Origin of the sequence: Paenibacillus aceris (genome assembly GCF_017874035.1) — a bacterium.
GTDB classification, from domain to species: domain Bacteria; phylum Bacillota; class Bacilli; order Paenibacillales; family NBRC-103111; genus Paenibacillus_E; species Paenibacillus_E aceris.
In genome coordinates, this window is the sequence record NZ_JAGGKV010000014.1 from 135,394 (window position 1) to 157,748 (window position 22,355).

The window sequence follows — 22,355 nt, forward strand, 5'->3', positions numbered from 1 at the left end:
ATTACCGGGAAACAGTCTTGCTTACTAATTCATTAAAAAGAGCCTGAAAATGATCGTTGCGGCCTGCGCTCTGGATGCACGGTCTTTGGGTGCAAATCTTCCATCCTCCATGCCACCCACAATTCCCGCAGCTTGAATGGCCTCGACTTCCGCCTTCGCATAATCTGCGATCTGCGCCTGATCTTTAAACGGTGCGGAATGGCTGCCAGATGCGAGCGTCAAATTCAACTGCCGGATAACCCGATAAACCATCACTGCCATATCCTCACGGCTTATAGGATCGTTCACGCCGAATGAGCCGTCCTCTTTGCCTTGTACGATGCCAAGCTTCTGTGCACTGGCAATTGCGTTCGTGTACCATTCTCCCTCTTGAACGTCCGTGAAGGCAGCAGTTGCTTTCACATCCGACAGATCAAAGGTGTCGATCAGCATCTTAATGAAGGCTGCGCGGGTTACATCGCCGTTCGGATTGAACAGACCGTTGCCTATTCCGTTGATCGCGCCTCTTGCGGCTAGAGCTTGAATACTCTCTTCCGCCCATGCGGTTTGAGCCGTATCTGTGAATGCCGTCTTGACATAAGCGGCCGCATATTGGCTAAAGTGGTTGGCTATGAATTCAACCTGGCCAGTTGCCGCATTGTACTTGCCGTTCTTCACGACTTCGATCTGGCCTGAAGCGTTGATGTAATATACGATGATGCTGCCTGACTTGTCTCCCGCCTTCATTGTGTACGGGATGCCGACTTGCACAGCACTGCCGTTAAAATTGCTAATTTTGTTGCCATCGATACTCAGGCTGAAATCATAGACAGCATTACCGTTTAACCGCTCCTGCACGCTTGCTGGAAGCCTCGCTGTGTCAACAGCTGTAACGGAAAGCTGAATCATGGATGCCGCGTTGCCACCGTTTTTGGTAACTAGCTCCGGGCGAACCGATACAGTGGCAAGACCTGTTTCTACACGGATGGTCTTCAGGCCGCTGCTTGCCACGATCTCTTTTGCCGGAATATCGACTTTCACCTGCTTCGCGTCAGTGCCTGCTTTCACCAAAATGGAAAGTTGATCACCTGACGTTTTCAGGGCAGATTGGATGTCCTCCGACTTCACCGTGACCGCTGCAACGCCATTCGTATTTACAGATGGCTGTACGGTTATTTTACCCGAAATCACAGGTCCTGTTGGTGTGCTAGGCACGCTTGGAGTGTTGGATGTGCCAGGTAAGCCGGAATCTGTTCTCGAACCGCCTCCGCCTCCACTTCCACCTTCTCCTCCCGTTTCCTGAGACTTCGTCACTGTAATGATTGCTTCAGCTTCCTTGCCTCCGTCAGCTGTCGTAGCCTTGACGGTTGCCGTTCCTTCTGCCACACCTGTAACTTTGCCGGCATTGTCAACGGAAGCAACCGCCGGATCGCTTGAGGACCATGTAACTTCATCATTGCTAACGAATTCCGGTTGGAATTTAACCTTCAAGATATCTGATGAACCTACTTTTAACGAATGCGCAGCCGGATCTAAGCTAATGCCCGATACCGCTACGTAAGCGCCAGGAGTTGCAAAGAAGGTGACATAACTATCAATCATACCGTCTTTGGTCGTAATGGCCCGAATGACATTCGCTGTCGTAACGGCAATTGGCGCCGCATAAATTGCGCTGTCTTTTGTCGGCAGTGTGCCGTCGGTCGTATAACGAATCGTTGCGCCTTCAACATCGGTCGTGAGTGTCACTAACTTGGCAGTGGCGCTCACCATAGGAGCCTTCGCTTTCACAAGCACAACTTCAGGTGTGCCCGGCTCAAGCGAGAAGGAGTCAAAGTTGAAACCATCTCCTGTATCCACGAGGCGGAGCGTTTGAACGCCTGCATTCAGCTTGACGACGACGGAAGCTTCTTGATAAGTTCCCCAGCCTCCTGTGGATGCTAAAACGGCAGTTCCTAGAGTCGTTCCATTCGACAACACGGAAGCGGAAACACCGTTTTGCGGCGTTGCATAACGCAGACGTAATTTGTAGTAGCCGTTCTGCGGCACATCAATTACATAATCGAAGTTCGTTCCAGCCGTCGTATACCCCAGGTTGTTCATACCGCTGCCGTATTGAATGACCTGCTGACCTGCCGCAGCGAAGCTTTCGGCTTCTACCCGGATCACACCGTCACTGCCCGCTGCTTGAGCGGCAACAGGTTCAAAAGCGATGTTTTGCAAATCAAAGGCCCCGCTGTTGCCCTGAATACGAAGGAATTGTTCTCCGGCAGGCAGTTGAACGGATAGGCGTGCGCCAACCGCTGCCGTGGATCCAGACAATCCCGGAATTACATAAGAGCCGAGTGTATCGCCGTTTTCATTTTGCAGCAGGAATCCGCCGCCGTTCGGGGAAACAACTTTCAGGGTCACGGCATATTTGCCAGAGAAAGGCGCCTTAATCTTGAATTGCGCCCAATCGTTCACGTTAATGCCGGTCAATTTGGCATTGGCTGTGTCAGCTCCGCTAATGGCTACTCCTGATAACTGGTAATAATCATTAGCGGTTACCGGTCCTGGCAAAATGTCAGTTGCTGCTGTTTTATGGCCTGTTCCGGTCAGCTTGATGCTACCCGTCAAGGTCTGTCCGGCCCCTGCGCCCGAATAGGTAGCTGCCGTAACTGTCAAAGGTGTATTGATGTAATACGGCTTCGTGCTGTCCCACCTCAATTGAACGCCTGCTTGCGCCGCTCCGACATAGGTGACGGTCCCCAATGTAATTCCCATGGAAGCCGCTTCAGATCCGAGCGTAATGGCTCCCAGTTTCGTCCCGTACGTCAAACCGGTGACCGTAAGGCTGATGTCTTTTTTATCAACATTATAAGGAAGTGAATCCGGAGCAATCGTCATAACGACCGGCTCTTTCTGTTCCAAAACGATTCGGTTCCATTTATACGTCACTGCTGACTTTGCTGGAATTTGCGCTGCCACTTGAGTGCCGTCGCTTACAAGCTTAAAGGTTTGCACGGTATCCGTTTGATTGACAACGATGGAAACAATCGTTTTCTTGTCAGGGCTCATGAAGGAAACGTTCGTTACGTGATCCTTAGAGCCATACGTGCTGTCAATGCGGATATAGTCCGGTTTGACGAACTTCGAATAGTTGCCCAGCATGTAATATTCCGGTGTCAGCCAATAGTTGTTCGGATTGCTGGAATCCTGAATGACCATCGTCGGATCCGGTGTGCCGACCCATTGATGCGTGGCGATGTCGCTATCGAGCATAATCACCCAGGAATTGTAGCTCTTCGCCCAGTTTCGGAAATACTGCGCCATTCGGTCTGCGCCCGCAGTTCCCCAAATCGCCCGTTCCGTGAGATATATGTTTTCGCCCGGATACAGGTCGTGCAGCTGCGACATCATGGAAGGATCGCCGCCATAATCATGGAAAGCTGTCCCGTCAACGGCATCCCGGTTAGCAGCATCAGCCAGCAGCGGAGCCGGATAATTCATCGTGTCGCTAAAGTTGTGATCGAAAATCCAGATTTTCACATCAAGGCCGGCAGCCGCCAGCTTCTGATGCAGCAGCTTGCTAAGCTCGGCTTCCTGCTGCCAAGGCATTTTGGTGCTTGGATATTCGATTTCCAGCAGCGGCTCATTTTGCAGAGTCATCGCCGAAATGTTGATGCCTTGTGCTTTGTACGCTTGAATGAATTTCACATAGTAATCGGCCAAAACCGGCAAATATTCGTTTTTCACAGAGCCTTTGATCATGCTGTCCGTTGTTTTCATCCAACCTGGAGGACTCCATGGCGATGCAAAAAACTTCATGTCCGGATTAATCGCCACAATCTTCTTCAGCACCGGGATAATGCCGTAGTCGATATCTTTTTGAATCGAGAAATGAGTGAGCGATGGATCCGTTTGACCTGCCGGCATGTCGTCGTACGAATAAAATTGACGAGATGTGAAATCGGCCGTCCCGATCGTAACCCGGGTCATGCTCATGCCGATTCCGGCTATCGGACTCACGAGCTTGGTCAACAGCTCATTTTGTTTGGCATCAGACATCTTCGTAATATTAAAAATCGTTGACTCCTCCATAGATGATCCCATTCCGGTCATCGTCTGGTACTGTTTATTCGGATCGATATTGATCGTTGTCGCGTAAACGTCGTTACCGACGGTAGTCAGGTCAAGACTTGCCTGCGGAGTCAACTGCTTCGTCTCGTCGCCTGGCTTCCACTGCGGCGTATAATACCACGCTTGGCTTTGGGAGTTGCGTTCGCTGGAAAGCCAGCTTTGCACTGCGCCTTGGCCTCCCGCAACGGGGGCTTGGGGCGAAATGGCGCTACCGCCGTTATTCCCAGGCTGAACGGGGGCCGGACTAAATCCGGTGGAGCCGAACCAGTTGAAGTTCAAGCCTCCTTTCATAAACTGCAGCTTCACCTTTTGAACACCGGCCGTAAGATTGACCCCTTTGACCGTTGCTGTCTTCCAGCTCTGCCAACCGCCTGTGTAGCCCACTCCCGTCAGTTCTCCAAGCGTTGCGCCGGCTGCGTTCAGCATCTGAATGCCGGAGTCCGTAATGGTGGCTTCTCCTCCTGCGTAACGGAAGTCCACGTCATAAGTTCCCGCCTTCGGAACGTTGATCATATATTCGAGCCAGGCACCGGCGCTTGTGTAGCCGATATCCTGTCCGCCGCCGGCGTCAGAAGTGCTCTCCGCTTTTAAACCATCCGACTTCGCGGTGTAGTTCTCTGCTTCCACTTTCACATACGGATCTTTTTGCCCTGGTTTCTCCGGCATAACAGGCAATACAGGTGTTTGTTCTGCTTTCGCAAGCCCATATCCGTAATTAAACAACACATATTTGGGATCCAGATTGGATTGTCCCGCTACTGGATTGGTATAAGCTTCCGTATAGTAAGGCCAACGAACCGGCAATTTGCCCGTAAAGTCCTTATTGCCGAATAGAACATCGGCTACCCCCTGCCCTTCCGTGCCCGGCAGCCAAGCTTCTACTAGCCCTGCCCAATCGTTCAAACGATCGCCGATCATCATAGGACGTCCGGAGACAAGAACGGCAATCGTCGGCACGCCGGAAGCCTTGACATTATCGAGTGTCATCAAATCTTCCGAGTCCAACTGCAGCTTATTCAATCCGTCGCCGTTACTTTCAGCATAAGGCGCCTCGCCGACGAACACGATCGCGACATCGTTGCCTACCGCCCCACGGCCGTGCTTGTTGTAGGTGACGCTCTTCGTGCTGCCAACCACTTCCTGAATCCCCTGCAGAATCGTCGTTCCCGTCGTGATATTGCCCTTCGCTCCCTGCCAGGTGATGGACCAACCACCGGATTGCAGGCCGATATCGGTCGCACTTTTACCTGCTACGAAGATTTTCTTCATCCCTGACAGCTGCGACAGAATCGGCGAACCGCCTAACTTATCGTTTTTGAGCAGGACTAGCGATTCGCTAACCGCCTTGCGAGCTAACGCACGGTGGTCGGCGGAGCCGAACGTTCCAGCGAGACTGCTGTCCGTCATTGGGTGTTCAAATACGCCCGACTCGAACTTCACACGCAGAATGCGGGTAACCGCATCATCGATGCGAGTCCCTGTAATGCCGCCTTCGTTCACCAGCGCTTTCAAGTTCACAATCGTATTTTTCCAGTCCGTAGGCATCATCATCATATCAACACCCGCGTTAACCGCAACGCGAATCTGGTTCTTTAATCCGCTGACCGCATTGCCGTCCCAATCTTTCGTAATCTGCTGAACAGCATTATAGTCGGAAATGACAAAGCCGGTGAAGCCCAGCTGGCCTACGCCCGTTCCTTTCAAGACATCCGTCAACAACCGCTTGTTGGCATGCATCTTCAGCCCTTGAATGCTGCTGTAGGATGCCATGACCGTACGTGCACCGGCATCAATTGCCGCTTTGTATATCGGCAAATCCAAAGCGGTAACCTGCTCTTCCGTCATCCCGGTCACATTGCCCTGATTCACCCCGCCTTCCGTCAAGCCTTCGCCGAAGAAATGCTTGGCCGTGGCTACGACACGATCGGTGTTTTTCAACTTGCCTCTTGTCTCACCTTGCATCCCACGGATGAAAGCGGCGCCCATCTCGCCGACAAGCTCCTGTTGATCGCCGAATCCTTCGTACGTTCGGCCCCACATGATGTTTTGCGGATCGGCAATCGTCGGCGAGAACGCCCAATTCGTTCCGGCCGCTTTGATTTCTTGGGCGGCGGCAGTTCCGATTTGCTCGACCAGAGCCGTGTCCCGCGTTGCGCCTAATCCGATATTGTGCGGAAAAAGCGTTGCGCCAAGCAGGTTGCTGTTCCCGTGAATGGCATCGACGCCATATAGGATCGGGATGCCAAGAGGCGTGGATAGCGCCCCGGCCTGGTAAGCGTCAACGAGGGAAGCCCACTTCTCGCGTGTGCTGTCCGATTGTTTGCCACCCGGGAAAGAGCCGCCACCGCTTAGCACAGAGCCCAAATAATATTTCTGCACATCATCCGGTGTAACCGATGCCCGCTCGGCCTGAACCATTTGACCGACCTTTTCGTCAAGTGACATCCGGGAGAGCAAATCCGCGACCCGCTCCTCAACCGGTTTGGAGCTGTTCCAATAAGCGGCAAGTTCCGCCGAAGCCGGCGAGTCGTTATTTGCGAACGCCGTAAAGCTAGATAATGATGAGCTGATCATAATACCAGCCGACAATAAGGATAACTTTCGTTTCCACATGCTCATGTATTTCCTCCTCTATAGTCATAAAGCTCATAAAGCGCCTGCATTAGCCTTTCACTGCACCTGCTGTGACGCCCCTCGTGATTTGATCCGTGAATAGCAGATAAATCAATATAGACGGAATCGCAATGATAGCCAACACGGCAAATTGAGCCCCGTAGTTTGAAGAATACTGCCCCATGAAATACACGACCGCAAAGGGAAGCGTTCTCAAAGAATCTTTGTCGATATACGTTACCGCCATAATGAATTCGTTCCAACAGCTTAGAAACGCGAGAACCGCTACCGTCGCAATAGCCGGCTTCAAAAGCGGCAATATAATTCGGTAAATCATCCCCGGAACGCCCAGTCCATCCATGATCGCAGCTTCTTCCAAAGCCCGCGGAACGGTTTCCAGAAAACCTGTAATAATGAACATGCTCACCGGAATAGCAAATGCGGCATAGGGCAATATCAGCGATAAGTACGTATTCAAAATGCCCGCCTGCTTGAACAAAATAAAGTTAGGCAGCAGTGTGGAGTAGATCGGAATAATCATGCCGACCATAATTAGCGCGAAAGACATGTTGCGCAGCCTCCACTGCATTCTCGTAAAAGCATAGCCCATCGTAACCGACAGTCCTACGATAAGGACAATGGAGAAGAACGCGACGAGCAAGCTGTTCATGAACAGCATTGTAATGTGAGCGCCCTTGAAAGCATCCCCATAGTTTTTCCACATCGGCGGATTAGGCCACTTCAATATGCTCGATCCAAAGAAATCCCCGCTTTTCAGAAGTGAAAAGTCAAACAGCCACACTAGCGGAAACAGCTCCGCCAAAACAAGCACCGTCATAAAAGCGGCGAACAGCACGCCGGCCAACCCTCTGATTTTCATCTCAATACTCACCCACGTCTTTCTTCAGCGCCTGATTCAGCAGCACGGTAATGAGCAGACAGAGGATCACGAACAGAATGGAAATCGCATTCCCGTATCCGTATAAGCCTTCACGAAACGCCTTGGAGTACAGATATGTCGATAAAAACTGCGTGCTGTTCGCCGGACCTCCCCCTGTCATTAAATAGACCGTCTCCATCTGCTTGAATGCCGCCACGACGGCCAAAATGATGTTCACACGAAGCACAGGCGCAAGCAGCGGGAATACAATCTTCAGATTCAACTGCAGCTGCGAGGCGCCGTCCAGCATGGCCGCTTCGTGCAGATCCTTCGGTACGCCTTTAATACCTGCGTAATACAGCAGAAATGCGTAGCCGAACCCCTGCCACATGCACACGAAAATAATGCAGCAGATCGCAAGTCTGGAATCCCCTAGCCAATCCTGCTTCCACGCTTCCAATCCAATCATCTCCAACAGCCGGTTCAGCAGCCCGAACTGTGTATTGAACACGCTCACCCAAAGCTGCGTTGTAACAAATGTTGAAATGATCGACGGAATGAAGATACAAATGCGCAGCAGCTTCTCATAACGCCCGCAGTACTGAGTCAGCATGGCAATCAGAACTGAAAACGGGTGCTGGATGAGTACGAGACCCAAACCGAGCAGCAAGGAGTTCAGCAATGATTTCCAGAACACCTCATCCCTAGAAACGATTTCAATAAAATTACGTAAACCGATTAAACGATACTCGGCAACGCCGTCCCAATCGGTCAGGCTGTAATAGAAACTAACCAGGATCGGAATGAAGATCATGGCCGTCAACAAGACAAATCCCGGGGCCACGAGCCAGAAGATCGTTTTTTTATCACTTATGATGCTGTTCATGCTTATCACCTAATCTTCTATTTCGTTGCTTTGACCGATTTGTCCGCAGCCTCATCGATTGTGCTTGCGAAATCTTCCGGCGTCATTTTCACGCCTTCGAGCTTTTGAATCGAATCATAGTACGTCTTTTGCGTATCGGAGGAGAATTTATCTTGGGCAACGGTACCGCTGTAGGATTTGGAGTTGTTAAAAATCTTCGTCAAATCCTTCTGCACTTCTGTTTCTTTGCCTGTTAAGTATTGGTCATACTTTTGCGCAGGGAACGTGATCCCATTTTGCCAAACTCCCTTCGCCCAACCGTCTGGGCGGAACATCCATTTAAGGAACTCAATCGCTTCTTTTTTATGCTTGGAATTGTTGGATACCGCGTAACCGCCGCCAAACCAGGCAGTCAAGTCCTCTGTGCTTCCTTTGCCGCCTTCTACGCCAGGAATCGGGAAAGCTCCGATATTGTTGCGGACCTCCTCTGGGAAATTCGTATCGGAAGCCATGCCCATCTCCCATTCTCCCATCATGAACATGGCCGCCTTGCCTTGGCCAAACATATTGCGGGCTGCTCCGTAATCCTGGTTCAAGAAACCGTCGCCGAAAGCTCCCGCTTTCACCCAGCGCTGCATGGCTTTTGCTGCTTCCACGGTTGCCGGATCTTTATAGGAACCGGTTCGCTCCATTGCCTTCTTGGATGTATCCCATGTGCCGGAAGCCCGCTGGAGAAGCGTGTCAAACCATAAACCCGAAGTCCATGCTTCTCTGCCATCCATGGCGATAGGGACGATTTTCTTCGCTTTCAACTTGTCGATGACAGAGAACAACTCAGCTTCTGTTTTAGGTATTTGCAAACCGTTATCGGAGAACACTTTCTTGTTATAGTACAGTACCCAGAAGTCGGAATTGCGGGGAATCCCGTACAGTTTTCCGTCAGAAGAGAACCCATCGAGCGAGGAAGGAATAAAACCCATATCCTTCAAGTCATCCTTATTTATTTCCGCCAGTGCATTGTTGTTGACGAGCGGTTTAAGAAAGTTCGTATTCCCCCATGCGCTAATAATGTCGGGCAGCTGATTAGAAGCATTATAGACCTTAATCTTATCTTGGTACTGCGGATCGGGAGAAAGCGTTTCCACTTTAATCGTGATGTTCGGGTTATTTTTCATGTACGCTTCAATTAATTCTTGTTCCAGCTTGCCCTGCCCCACAGAGCGATCCGAATTGTTCGTAAAGAAGGAGAGCGTAATCTTCTCCGCCTTCGGAGCTTCCGTTGCAGCAGGCGCCGACTGCGTCGCTGCGGCTGATTGGGTTGCCGCCGGGCTTGAGGTTCCGGAATCACTGCTTCCGCATCCGGTAAGTCCGAGTGCCGTCGTCAAAACAGCAAAAGTGAGGCCGGCCTGTTTGAATCGTAAAGTTCTCATTGTAAACCACCTTTTTCATTCAAATAATGGGAAATCTTGTTCCTTACATTCATTGTAGGGGAGTATTCCCGAATTTGTTAGGAGTGGTTTTTAAGGTCTTATTGTATATTTTTCAAGTTTTTTTGGCCGGGCCACCCTCTTGTCCGCAACTTGGGAAGCGACACCTCGGTTATCTTGTTCGTTTTTATGATTTTGTTGTATATATTTCACATTTATCGCAGGCTGCTCATTTTCGGTGTTGCTTGTCAAACACTTCTTTCATATGATGAATTTATCCCGCAAATAGAGAAGGTACATAGATGAGATCTTATTTATCACCTAAATGGTATTTGGATTTACCTCTTCAACGTAAGCTGCTGCTCTGGTTCGCCCCGTTGCTGCTTGTTACAATTGCGATTACAGGTGTATACTCTTACCATATCGCATCAAATGAAATCGTTTCCAAAATGAGCCTTGAGCAGCTGAGCTCAGCAAGACAAGCGATTGATCATCTGGATTACATTGCTCAGGATGCTCTGGATATTTCCGATTATTTATATCTGACCCCTGAGATACAAGTCATGTTGAAATCGGACTCTGCAAGCGGCAGCTACATTAATAATGATTCAATTCTCATGATTAACCGACTCATGGTTACACGCCCGTATTTTCAATTTTTGACGATATATTCCCCCCGTTTTGAACCGATTCAATTCAATAATAAAGGGCTGTCATCTGCAATTCCTTTTGAGGAGTTTAAGGAGAAGTTCGATTATGAAGGTTTTTTAAAACGCAAAAAAATTGATGAATGGAGCATCGAGGTTCCCAATCACACGAAAAGTATTTTTTATGGAGATACCAAGAACAAATTGCTTCTTACGAAAGTTTTGAAAAACGATCTTACCTTGAAACCCGAGGGCGTTCTCATTCTTGGCATTGATGAAAAGGATATTCGCCGCTCCTATTCCACGCCAAGCGACAAATCGAAAATTATCGTCACCAATTCGGATGGTCATATTCTTTCCGATACAGACGGTGATTGGGTTGGTAAGTCGATCGGCGATCTCCCTTATTTCACCACATCCATTGATAATCCAGATCATATCGACTCGACCATCGATCGATCGGACTGGGTGTTTTCTCATACGCAGTCCTCCCTGACCGGGTGGCATGTCTTGGTGCTCCAGCCTCGTCAGGACCTGTTATCGCAGCTTAACCGCATCAAATGGATAACGGCCTTGATTCTTTGTCTCACCTTTGTCATGAGCCTCATCGTTTCTTGGTCCGTAGCCAGCGTCATGACCAAACCAATGAAAATGATTTTAACCTCGATGAAAAAATTTCAAAAAGGCGATTTCTCCCAACAGGTCGATATACAAGGAAAAGATGAAATCGGCCAGCTTAGCAAGGGATACAATGTGATGGTTCGCCGAATCAGTGAGCTGATTGATGATGTTTACGCCTTCGAAATTAAACAACGGCAAGCGGAACTGAAAGTACTGCAATCGCAAATTAATCCGCATTTCCTATATAACACCTTGAACACGATCGCCTGGACGGCGCAAAAAAACGGAGAACATACAGTTGCGGAGATGATCTATTCGCTATCAGGGATTTTCCAGATCAGCCTCAGCCAAGGGCGTGACGACATTGAACTGCAGGAAGAAATGAAACTGACAGAGCATTACTTATTTTTGCAAAAAATGCGGTACAGAGAGAAGCTTTCTTATGAGATGGACATCCATCCCGAGCTAGCAACTTTTAAAATTCCCAAACTGCTTATTCAACCGCTTATCGAAAATGCCATTGTTCACGGCTTAGAACCGCTTACCAACGATATCGGTTTTATTCATGTTACCGTTGCTCCTGCCGTAGATTTCCAAGGCATGATTCTCATTGAAGTTACGGATAATGGAGTCGGCATTCCTGACAGCAAACTAAAGGTTCTTCAGGCACAAACCAAATCTTTTGCGGAAAGCCCCTATCAAACAGCAACTACCGAAAGTTTTGCCCTACTGAATATCATGAATCGGATTCGTTTATTTTACGGAACTGAAGTCGTTATGGAGATCACTAGCGTTGAAAACTTTGGAACGAGAGTTCAATTGCTCCTACCCTACCGAAGAGGTGAGAATCCTGCTAAATCTGCTTATCGTTGAAGATGAACTGACCACTCGCGAAGGTTTGCACAACATGATTGACTGGGGGGCCCTCGGCATTCAAGTATGCGGGCAAGCCAGCAATGGGCTGGAAGCCCTGACAATGATCAATGCCGGCAGCGTAGATTTGCTGCTTTCGGATATTCGTATGCCCATTATGGACGGACTGCAGCTATTAACAGAAATACATAACAAACAGCTTGATATTCCCTCTGTGCTGCTCACAGGGTATAGTGATTTTGAGTATGCCCAGCGCGCATTACGTCTGGGAGCACTTGACTATATCCTCAAACCTTGCCCGCCAAGAGAAATCGCATCCGTATTTGAACAAGTCGTCCTGAAAGTTCTGAATAAAAGACAAAACGAGCATGATTGGAACGGACTTCAATATCAATTGAATGAGAATAACTCTATCGTTAAATCTCAGACGCTGTTAGAGTGGCTTCACCAACCGAAGCGTGCAAACGAAAACCGCAGCGAACAAGCAAGAAGGCTGGGGATTTCTATTTCCGATCAGCATGCGATTGTGATCGCGATCCAGCCCGACGGCAAACCGCTGCAAGAACTCAATTACAACCGCACCGATCTGCAATTAATTCAATTCGCTACGACGAATATCGTCCAAGAAACCCTTGAGCAATGCCTGCGTCAGCCCGTCGAAGTCATCAAGGATCAAAACGGCATAGCAGCCATATGCAGCGGTACCTACGAACTGCTTATCGAGAAACTAACTGACGGGTTATCCCAGCTTCAGCGCAATCTTGAAAGATATTTGAAAATTACCGTCAGCATCGGAATCAGTCGTTCTAAAACAAGCTTAGATCAACTCGCTGAAGCTTACAAAGAAGCGAACACAGCGCTTCAATTGCGATTTTATCGCGGACTGAGCGGCATCTACTTTTACACAGAGGCAGAAGCCATCCAGTTGGAACTCCCTTCTGCTCAAGTAGAAACCGAACGCGTCAAATTGGAACCGATGATCATCGATCATTTGCGATCCGGTCTTTATGCGGAAGCTCTGAATCTAACCGAGCAATGGCTTGATTTTTTCCATGCGGAGCACGCTCAAACACGAACCGAGATCAACTTGCAAACGATCTCTTTGATGGCCAGACTGATGCAGCTTGGCAAAGAACAGGAGCTTGCCGTTTCTGGTTGGTCCGACAATTTGATAGAAATGGCCGATCAAGTTCAACGTGTAGAGACATTAGAAGACTTATCGGGACTAGTCTATAAATCGATTCAACAATTCGTCGAGCTGCGTAATCCGCATAAAACGCCACGACGCAAAGTCCAGCAGGCTGTGGAAATGATCGCTCAGGACTACAACTCTGCGGCACTGTCTCTTGCTGGTGTTGCCAAAGAATTATTTGTATCCAGCACGTATTTATCTACGCTTTTCAAACAGGAATTAGGTATAAATTTTCTTGACTATGTACATCAATACCGCATCGAGAAAGCAAAAGCACATCTTCAAGCCGGTACCCACAAAATTCAGACGATTGCCAGGGAGGTCGGTTACTTCGACGAAGCGCATTTTACGAGAACATTTAAAAAATGGACCGGGCTCTCCCCTTCTCAATACAAAAAGGAAGCGCTCGACCCGGTAAAATCACCAACGTAGAGGACTCCCTGCGAAAAGCCCGGTCTGTATCATTTCTCACAAGCAACGCCATCATTGTCCTTATCAAGTTTAGCACTGTATCCAGGTTGACCTTTTTTAATATTATAGGCACCGGCAGCTTTAGCTTCGGTACAATTATTATAGTAAACGTTTGAGTTGCCATCCGATTCAGTTGTTGGCGCTTGCTTCGCTGTTGGCGAAGGGGACGGAGAAGGACTTGCTTTTACTTTCACAGCATTTTCATGATAACCATCTTCTTGGGCGTAGTTCTCCACACTCCATATGTTAATTCCCTTTAGCTGCGCTGCCTTTTGAATTTCACGAAACTTATCTACGTATTTTACATTTGGCGGATAGACATAAGCGACTCTGGCGTACCCATTTTCAAGCAGCATTTCATTGAACATCTTATCCCCAATATACAAGTAACAGAGCAATCTTCCGTATTTATCCCGTTCGGATACGTCCAGCTCTAGCTTCACTTCTTTATCTGTTAAAATATCTTTTGCATATTGGGAAGCCTCTAGTGCAAAAGGTTGAACAGGTTTCTCCGGGTCTACACTCTCGGGCGTATCCACTAGCAATAAACGAATGGTTGCTTCTTTTACTTTTCCAGACTCTTCAAAAGATACTTTCATTGTATCCCCGTCAACAACTCTTACAATTTTCGCGGGTATTAACCTGTTGCTTGCTGTTGTTATTGACGTAACCGTTTCGGCCGTTGGTGCTGGAATAACAGTTGTTGCAGGACTCGGCACTGGCGAAATTGCGATAGTACGATTCGATGTCTCCTGCGCGCATCCGGCAAGAAAAACAATTAAACATATGATGGTGCCAAAAAGTAACTTTTTAAACTTCTCTTCCAACATGTGAAAACCTCCAAGTATGACTGATCTAGACGACTTAGCCATTATAACAAATAGTGGGAATAGAAAATACAAGAGGCTGTCCCAAGGGCAGTCAACCCTAATCTAGTCTTGACAACGCACAAGGCAACAGATACAATTCAAATGGAAATGATAATCGTTCTCATAACAATTGGGGGTAAAGAGATCCATGGTACCAAGAAATGTCCATTTGTTGCGTAATCTTGGGGGAAGACTGCTCGTTCTTGTAACAGCGTGCATGCTCATCCTTGCTGGTTGCGGGCGACAAACAGAAACAAAGACCGCTGATAAGGCGGCAAGCAATGAGCCTAAAGTGTCCACTACACCAAGTACTTCACCTGAATACACGGTCAAGCACGCCATGGGCGAAACTAAAATTACAGGAACGCCCAAGAAAATAGTTGTTCTGACGAATGAGGGAACTGAAGCCGTGCTAAGCTTAGGAATTAAGCCTATTGGCGCAGTGAAATCTTTTACAACTACAGGTGACTGGTATGACCATATTAAGTCGGACATGGCCGACGTTAAAGTCGTAGGAGATGAGAATCAGCCGAACTTGGAGTTAATTGCCTCCTTAAAGCCAGATCTCATTATCGGCAATAAACTGCGTCAAGAGAAAGTTTATCAGCAATTATCGGCTATTGCACCGACCGTATTTTCCGAGAAGCTTATGGGTGACTGGCAAGTTAACTACAAGCTGTATGCCGAAGCTTTGAACAAAAAGGCGGAAGGCGACAAAATCATTGGCGATTTTGAAAAGCGAATTTCCGACTTCAAACAAAAAGCTGGAGATAAACTGAATTCGAAAGTGTCCATCGTGCGCTTCATGCCAGGAAAAGTCCGGATTTATATGAAAGACACGTTCTCTGGTGTCGTCTTGAAAAAGCTTGGATTCCAGCGTCCAGCTCCACAGGATCAAGAAAAGTTCGCTGACGATGTGCAAAAGGAACGTATTCCGGATATGAACGGTGATGTCCTCTTCTATTTCACTTACGAAAACGATAAAGGCGAAGGAAACAAAATCGAGCAAGAGTGGATGAATGATCCGCTATGGAAAAACATCGACGTCGTGAAAAAAGGAAATGTACATAAGGTAAGCGACGCTGTTTGGAATACAGCGGGAGGCATTAAGGCCGCTAACCTGCTGCTTGATGACTTGGAAACCTATTTTCTAAAAAAATAATATTAAAAAAAAATGACTCGGGGAACTGTTCCCCGGGTCATTTTTTTCATGATCTTTTAAGAAACAGCTTGCGGCTTGTGTAATCCCGATCGTAAGTAACCTATCGCACACACAATTGATAGCAACACAATAAGCGTAAGTCCCCAGTAAACGTTGCTGTAAGCATGCGCCAGGGAAAGATCCTTTTGCCATACAAGGGCACTGGCCGTCGCAGCCACCCCAAATGCACCGCTGAAAAATTGAAGAAGCTGAAATAGCCCAAGTCCAGATGCGATCTGTGAAGGAAGAAGTAATCTCGACATTTCATTCGATATACTGCTCGTTAAGATGGTGTAACTAACGCTCATTAGCATGTAAATAAACATGATAGATAGAAAAGATGTGCCCTCGAACAAAGCGAACAGGACGACCGATGTCAGAAGGAGCAATGGCGTATACCGGATGATTGCGCTATTCCCTCGTGTATCAATGATCCGTCCCACTTGACGGGAAATCATCATTGCCAAAAAGGAGCCTGGGAAAATCACCAAACCGGCTTGAATGGCACTCAAGTGATACTGTTTAACAAGAATTTGCGGCATAAGGAATAAGGTTGCAAAGCTGCATAAATACGCTGCGATACCTACGGCTCCTAAAATAAGAAATGACCGATTGGCGAATAATGACGGGAGTACAAAGGGATCTTTTGCAGAGCGGATACGCACAATAAATAAGGCTATCGAGACAAGTCCTGTTAGAAGCGATATCCATGAATGGTTTGTTAAATACAAGAGAAGTCCTGTAGTGCCAACACCAATGAGCAGTGCACCAATAACGTCGAAGGAACCTTTACGCGGCTCTTCTTTAGGTATGAACATCATATAAAGAGGCACTAACAGCAACGTTACAGCGGTTATGACAAATAAAAGATGCCAGCCTAGAAACTCCACGATAAATCCACCTACAACGGGACCGAAGCCAAGTCCAAACGCTACGGAAGACATGATCATGGCCATCGCTTTCCCCCTTCGTGCCATAGGTATATAACGGGAGATTAAAACTAACGACAATGCAGGGATTGAGCCCGCTCCTGAAGCTTGAAGAATGCGTACGATGAGAAGCATAGCGAAGCTGTTACTGAATAATCCGGCAATCGCCCCGAGACTCAGCGACAGAATTCCGATAATAAACAGTCTTCTTATGGGAACGAAATCTGCTAACCGACTATAAGTAATCGATGAGATCGCGAATACAATGGAGTAACCCGTAACAATCCACGAAGTAGATGAAGCTGATAGCTGAAAAGCTTTGGCTACATCCGGCAATGCTAAGTTAAACATCATTGTGTTCATGATGACGAGTACGATCGTTATTCCGAGCAGCAGGAGAATAACTCCTTCTTTCATTACGCTTCCCTCTTGCTCTTTGTTTGAAACATGATTTTTTTGCATAGCAGTTATTCGCCTCCATTTCAAATTCTAAAATTCGATAATAATCGAACAATAGAATAATAACATGAGTTATGCTATAATTCAATCAGAAACTCCAAAAAAATAAGGGGGTGCCAACAAGTGAAATTTTTATATCACCCAGACCGCTCCGATATTCATTTGTCCACCGTTTTATATGCGTTAAGTGACCCTATACGTTTGTTAATCGTTTCCGAACTCCGTGATGTGAGCGAACGGGCTTGCGGCGACTTCGAAGTCCCCGTAGTCAAATCAACGATGTCTCATCACGCTCGCACATTGAGAGAGGCCGGGATCGTAAATATTCGCGTCCAAGGTACTCAGCGGCTCGTATCCCTGAGAACAGAGGATCTAGAAATACGGTTCCCTGGATTACTTTCATCTATTCTATCTGCTTATGACACTTCCGATGAGAAAAAAAAGCTTCTTAATCCAGAGCATGTATAAGCGTTAGTCAAAAGCAAAAATCCGTATTCCTTAAGAGGATACGGATTTTTTATCGTTTATGGTTCCCCGATTACTCCCTCCGTGAAGCAATCAAGCTTGAAGGGGACAGCCAGCCATTCATCTCCTTTGGCACAAACCCGAAACACGGAAACGATTGACGTCTCCCTCACCTTACGCAATCTGCGGATGAGCGCGCTTCTGCGTTTGACATGTGCCATACCCGGAGATTCAGCCAAATACCACTCCTCCTCTGCCAAGTTTCCGGAAAAAGCGCCGATACCATACATCTGAAGCCGCTCATGTTCAGCATCCGTCTCATTCCACTTCCACTCTAGCATCCGATCATTATCGGGCAACCCGGTTAGTCTTCGGATATCCATCAAATAAGAATATCCGTCAGACTCAGATAATTGGTCGGAAGAAACAGGTTCATACCCGAAGGTGGATGGAAGGATTGGAACCCCCGGTGTATGAAATACCCAATCAATATCTTCCTCGCGGTCGCAAATAACCTTGCATTCATCGATTAACAAACCGTTCGTAAGCCTAATGATCCTCTCCATGCGGACACCCTCGTACGCGTCCCCCACCTCAGCGCAGATTCGGACAGAGCCGTCTTGTTCATTCGTCTTTACCTTCCGCAGAACTCCGGTAGAAGGGCTCTGAGAACGGCCGCTGACCACGATGGTATTGTGAGCAATCGTTTGCCGGAACCACGCGTCGTGCAGCGGATGGCTGTAGCCCAGCATACCGGCGTCCGTAAGCCAGCAACGGCCCCCCGCATAATAGATCAAATTCAATTTATCCAAGTGACCATGCCAGCCGCCGTGCTCTCCATAATCGACTAGCGCTGCTTGCGCCGAAGGCCCTGTTCCAATTGTTGCATAAAGCATGCCCGGCTTAGTCAAGTCGATCACGCGGATATCCTTATAGTCAGCCTTATCGGTATGCTCCTCCGTTTCCGGCTGTATGTCTTTGCCGTACAACAAACTATGCAGAGAATTCCTCTCCGATTGCTGAAGGATGCCGTCTCCCAATCCGTATTCTGCATAAGCGAATTCATATAGGTCCGCATACTGCCTCAAGTCGGTTTCCATAGAATCGTGAACGGCTGGAAACGTGTAGTCTGGCAAATGAGCTTCAAGCGGGATGCGGAACATGATCTGAAATTTCCGGTCATCGTTTAGCGGTACATCGAATGCTGCGGCAGAGTGAACGATCGTGATCAGGGCGCTTAACGTAAAAAAATGATAACCCCACGATCCTTCAAACCAAAAGCCTTCTTTTCCTACACTTTGCTCCATTTGAAAATGAAACCCATTGCGAGGATCGTTCAAGGCCCGCTCGAACAATTCCTTGTCACCCAGCGCTTCGGCGATAACCGCCGCTGCTGCATTGTGATAGCTTTGCCAGTTTGACTCTCCGCGCGGATTTCGGTCTATCACGGCGATCACCGGCCGAAACAGATTCAACTCAATGCTCTGCATCTCCATTTCCGTCCACATTTGGCAGGACTTAATTATCGTGAAAGCTTGGGCAAGCGGAATGATCCACATCGCCTCGCTAAGCGTCTGATTTTGTACCCTCGCCCCGTATCTTCCAGCCTCGTTACCGCTTTTACCAAAAATATCATGCAAATCAAAGGAAGCATAATGCTCTGCATAAAATAAAATGACCTGCTTCGCCCACTCTGCATATTTAGCTTCTTCGGTTGCGGCGTACGACAAAGCAGCTGTTAGCGTAAGTTTACTGAATTCTGAATGTTCCTCAGCTATAACGACCTCGTCGTACGGAGAACCGCTCATCTCTTGCTGACAGAGCGGGCACCGATGGAGAACCCGCGTGACCGTCTGAAGACGAGTTCCGTCAGCTGGGCATACATAGGCATGGCTCCAACCTCCACCAGTGAGTGGAATTACCGGCGGAGATGCGATGATAGATGCCATCCGATCCATCAAATGAGCGAGTGCCTTCCGAGCTGTTGTTTCCGCTCGAAGGCGCGATCGAAATTGTTCAAGCCATGCTGCTGAATGTAACGAGTACATGCACAAGAACCTCCATTTAACGGTTTTCCGTTCTAATAGGACTATGCAACTGATGATTGGACTGTTTAAATTCTTTCGGACTCATGCCAACCATTCTTTTAAATATTTTATTGAAATGACGATAATTCTCCATCCCAACCTGCTCGGCAACTTGAAATGTTCGGAGATCGGTTGTAAGCAGCAGCCGCTTGGCGGCTTGAACTCTCATCGTCATCATATATTGGGTGTAGGTTTGCCCTGTCGTTTTTTTGAATAACGAACTGAGATAAGGGATGCTGTATCCTACTTTCGCAGCCATGTCCTCCAAGCTTATGGATACGGTCAAATCAGCCCTTAACTGTTCAATTACGCTCATCATGATCGAATTGACAGGACTCGCTAGGTCAGTGCCCTCTTCCGATAGTCCAGCGTCGTTCTTTCGTTCGATGGTTTCAATTTTTTGCCGGTCGTCTTCCCGTTTGCAAATCCGCGGAATAAAGTTTTTTAGTGTGTCGGTGAGCAGACTTTCCTGGACAAGACAATCTTCCTTAATCAAGTAGGACGACGCGCCTAATTCAATTGCCTTTTGAGCAAAATGGAAATCTTTATGGCAAGATAAAATTATCGTCTCTGGCATATCCTGCTCCAATTGCTTCAACGCTTGGAGCATCTCAATCCCGCTCATCACAGGCATGGTAATATCGGTAATAAGAAAATGAGGCTGAAATTCTTTGAACAGTTCAAGCCCCCGTTTTCCGTTGACAGCCTCCCCCACGAGCTCAAAGATTTCCTTCTCTTGGGCAATCATTTGTTTAAATACTTCGCGGGCCGGTTTTTCATCTTCGACGATCAACACTTTATATAGAGCCGTCACTCGAATGTTCCTCCTTAGCGAATTCCAATCGATGCCTTGGAATAAGGATGGACACGATCGTCCCTTCTCCTTGACCATAACTTTCAATTCGAAATTCCGATTGCTCTCCGAATAGCAGTCTGACACGTTCTGATACATTCTTGATTCCTATGCTTTTCCCACGGTTTTCGCTCTGAATATACTGTCTTAATTGCTCTAGACGCTCAGGTTCCAAACCTAGGCCATCATCTTCAATTTGGATCATGACGGTGTCTTCCGTGAGTGAAACCGTTCGAACGATAATGGTCCCTTGATCCGTTTCTTTGCCAAAAATACCATGAAACAACGAATTTTCTATCAGAGGCTGCAATAAGAGCTTCGGAATCAGCATGCCACGCAATTGTTCGTCAATTTCCGTTCTCAAAATGATCTGGCAATCATATCTCAATTGCAGCATGGCGATATAGTCGGTTATATAATTCAGTTCGCCGGAAAGCGGGACAAGCTGTTCGTAGCTTTCCATCGAGTAACGCAGCATGGAAATAAGTCTGTGCAGCATGCTTCTGATTTTGTTGTAATCCTTCAACATGGCGAACATGCTGATTGTATTTAATGTGTTATATAAGAAATGAGGATTGATTTGTGCCTGCAGCGCCGTTATTTCACTGCGCCGTTTCAACTCTTCCGATTGTTGTAAATTTTCCATCAGAGAGTTTAGCCGGAAAGCCATATTATTCAGCATCATACCCAGCTCGCCAATCTCATTTTTCGGATAATCCGAATAGGAGTTGGAAAAGTTGCCTTCCTGAATCGACCTCATCTGCCGTTTGAGCCGCTGAAGCGGCCGATACAAATTGTAACCGATCACAAGTGAACCAATCAGGCCAAAAAGCATCAGCATCGTTAACAAAATCAATGCCGTTCTCGTAATAAAACGCGTGCTCTCCGACAATTGATCGACCGGTATTTCAGAAATGACAATCCACTTATGAAAATTTCCGGACTGTTTAATGGAGAAGAGCGAATGATCGACTACGAACTGCTCACTGCGTTTACTCTCGTTCCAGCCCTCTATTGCCTGTTCGATCCGTTTGGAAATTTCCGTTGAAGATGCGGAGCTGGTCGTGGCGATGACTTTGTTCTCGCTCGTTACGATATATACGGCGCCGTCCGGGCCCAGATTAATGTTATGAATCGCCTTTTGCAAAGCTTGCTTCGGCAGTGTAATGATAAGCATTCCTCTATAGCCTGTCCCATTGGAAAATGTGAGTTTCCGCATAAAGAAGCTATTATCGGACAGAAATGGATCTCCGCTGCTAGCATTATCGATCAATTGAAAAGCTTTGTTAGATCCTTCAGCAGAACGGATAAGCTTCTCATATCGCGATTGCTCTAAGGGAACAATCGAATCCATGGTTGAAATCACTTCACCGGAATCGACGGAAAATATACTGATATCCGTTATGTCCCCGATCGTCGTTTTCCCCGTATCCAACGTTCTCAGCAGTTCCTGCATCTGAATAACATAGTCGAAGTAGCTATCCTTTGCATTCAACGAATTCGTGATGACCGGCGAAAGTCCGTATTGGTTGCTCAATTGTTGAATACGAACCATCGTATTGTCAATTTGCTCATTCAACTGGTTAACGACTTGAAAATTCAACGCGTTCACTTTCGCCATCACCGTTTGGTTTGAAACATGTACCGTTACAAATGCGAAAATAGATAAAGGAATGGCGGAAACCAGAAAAAGAAAGAAAATAACTTTGACAAAAAAACTTCTTCTTATAAAACGCAGAAATGATACTCTCATAGGATAATCGCGGCCTTTCCCTATCTTAGGAGAGACGAAGAAAATACCTCTC

Annotated in this window: 13 protein-coding genes; 4 read left to right on the plus strand and 9 right to left on the minus strand. The window is 47.5% G+C overall.

The window, feature by feature from the left end; genetic code table 11:
• Window positions 1-24 precede the first annotated feature (24 nt).
• The 4 genes from J2Z65_RS23085 to J2Z65_RS23100 are packed head-to-tail and all read right to left on the minus strand — an operon-like array spanning window position 25 to window position 9,886.
• Window positions 25-6,717, minus strand: a complete 6,693-nt coding sequence (locus J2Z65_RS23085; RefSeq protein WP_240159467.1) for a glycoside hydrolase family 3 N-terminal domain-containing protein — start codon at window positions 6,715-6,717, stop codon at window positions 25-27.
• A 43-nt stretch (window positions 6,718-6,760) separates the two neighbouring features.
• A complete protein-coding gene (locus J2Z65_RS23090; RefSeq protein WP_167052449.1) occupies window positions 6,761-7,591 on the minus strand; it encodes a carbohydrate ABC transporter permease in 831 nt (276 codons plus the stop codon).
• A 1-nt stretch (window position 7,592) separates the two neighbouring features.
• The gene (locus tag J2Z65_RS23095) at window positions 7,593-8,477 is read right to left on the minus strand and encodes a carbohydrate ABC transporter permease (protein WP_167052447.1); all 885 of its coding nucleotides are present in this window, start codon (window positions 8,475-8,477) and stop codon (window positions 7,593-7,595) included.
• A 17-nt stretch (window positions 8,478-8,494) separates the two neighbouring features.
• Window positions 8,495-9,886 (minus strand): ABC transporter substrate-binding protein, encoded by a 1,392-nt coding sequence (locus J2Z65_RS23100; protein ID WP_167052445.1) that lies wholly within the window; start codon window positions 9,884-9,886, stop codon window positions 8,495-8,497.
• A 299-nt stretch (window positions 9,887-10,185) separates the two neighbouring features.
• Between J2Z65_RS23100 and J2Z65_RS23105 the strand changes: the two genes are divergently transcribed.
• Entirely contained in the window at window positions 10,186-12,024 is a 1,839-nt protein-coding gene (locus J2Z65_RS23105; protein ID WP_167052443.1) for a cache domain-containing sensor histidine kinase, read from the plus strand.
• Complete coding sequence (locus tag J2Z65_RS23110) at window positions 11,945-13,648, plus strand: response regulator (protein ID WP_167052441.1); 1,704 nt, start codon at window positions 11,945-11,947, stop codon at window positions 13,646-13,648. Before J2Z65_RS23105 ends, J2Z65_RS23110 begins: the two co-directional genes overlap by 80 nt.
• 29 nt (window positions 13,649-13,677) lie before the next feature.
• Here J2Z65_RS23110 and J2Z65_RS23115 read toward each other — a convergent pair whose 3' ends face one another.
• The gene (locus tag J2Z65_RS23115) at window positions 13,678-14,517 is read right to left on the minus strand and encodes a thermonuclease family protein (protein ID WP_167052439.1); all 840 of its coding nucleotides are present in this window, start codon (window positions 14,515-14,517) and stop codon (window positions 13,678-13,680) included.
• 187 nt (window positions 14,518-14,704) lie between these two features.
• Between J2Z65_RS23115 and J2Z65_RS23120 the strand changes: the two genes are divergently transcribed.
• Entirely contained in the window at window positions 14,705-15,718 is a 1,014-nt protein-coding gene (locus tag J2Z65_RS23120; RefSeq protein WP_167052437.1) for an ABC transporter substrate-binding protein, read from the plus strand.
• A 56-nt stretch (window positions 15,719-15,774) separates the two neighbouring features.
• On the opposite strand, the gene J2Z65_RS23125 is transcribed toward J2Z65_RS23120, so the two are convergent.
• Entirely contained in the window at window positions 15,775-17,148 is a 1,374-nt protein-coding gene (locus J2Z65_RS23125) for an MFS transporter (protein ID WP_167052435.1), read from the minus strand.
• Between the two features lie 120 nt (window positions 17,149-17,268).
• Between J2Z65_RS23125 and J2Z65_RS23130 the strand changes: the two genes are divergently transcribed.
• A complete protein-coding gene (locus J2Z65_RS23130) occupies window positions 17,269-17,613 on the plus strand; it encodes a helix-turn-helix domain-containing protein (protein ID WP_167052433.1) in 345 nt (114 codons plus the stop codon).
• A 56-nt stretch (window positions 17,614-17,669) separates the two neighbouring features.
• Here J2Z65_RS23130 and J2Z65_RS23135 read toward each other — a convergent pair whose 3' ends face one another.
• From J2Z65_RS23135 to J2Z65_RS23145, 3 genes are read right to left on the minus strand one after another with little or no spacing between them, the layout of a single operon-like run.
• Complete coding sequence (locus tag J2Z65_RS23135) at window positions 17,670-19,658, minus strand: heparinase II/III domain-containing protein (protein WP_167052431.1); 1,989 nt, start codon at window positions 19,656-19,658, stop codon at window positions 17,670-17,672.
• A gap of 16 nt (window positions 19,659-19,674) precedes the next feature.
• Window positions 19,675-20,511 carry a response regulator gene (locus J2Z65_RS23140; protein WP_167052429.1) on the minus strand — a complete coding sequence of 279 codons (837 nt, stop codon included), beginning with the start codon at window positions 20,509-20,511 and terminating at the stop codon, window positions 19,675-19,677.
• Window positions 20,495-22,303 carry a cache domain-containing sensor histidine kinase gene (locus J2Z65_RS23145; protein ID WP_167052428.1) on the minus strand — a complete coding sequence of 603 codons (1,809 nt, stop codon included), beginning with the start codon at window positions 22,301-22,303 and terminating at the stop codon, window positions 20,495-20,497. Before J2Z65_RS23145 ends, J2Z65_RS23140 begins: the two co-directional genes overlap by 17 nt.
• Window positions 22,304-22,355 lie beyond the last annotated feature (52 nt).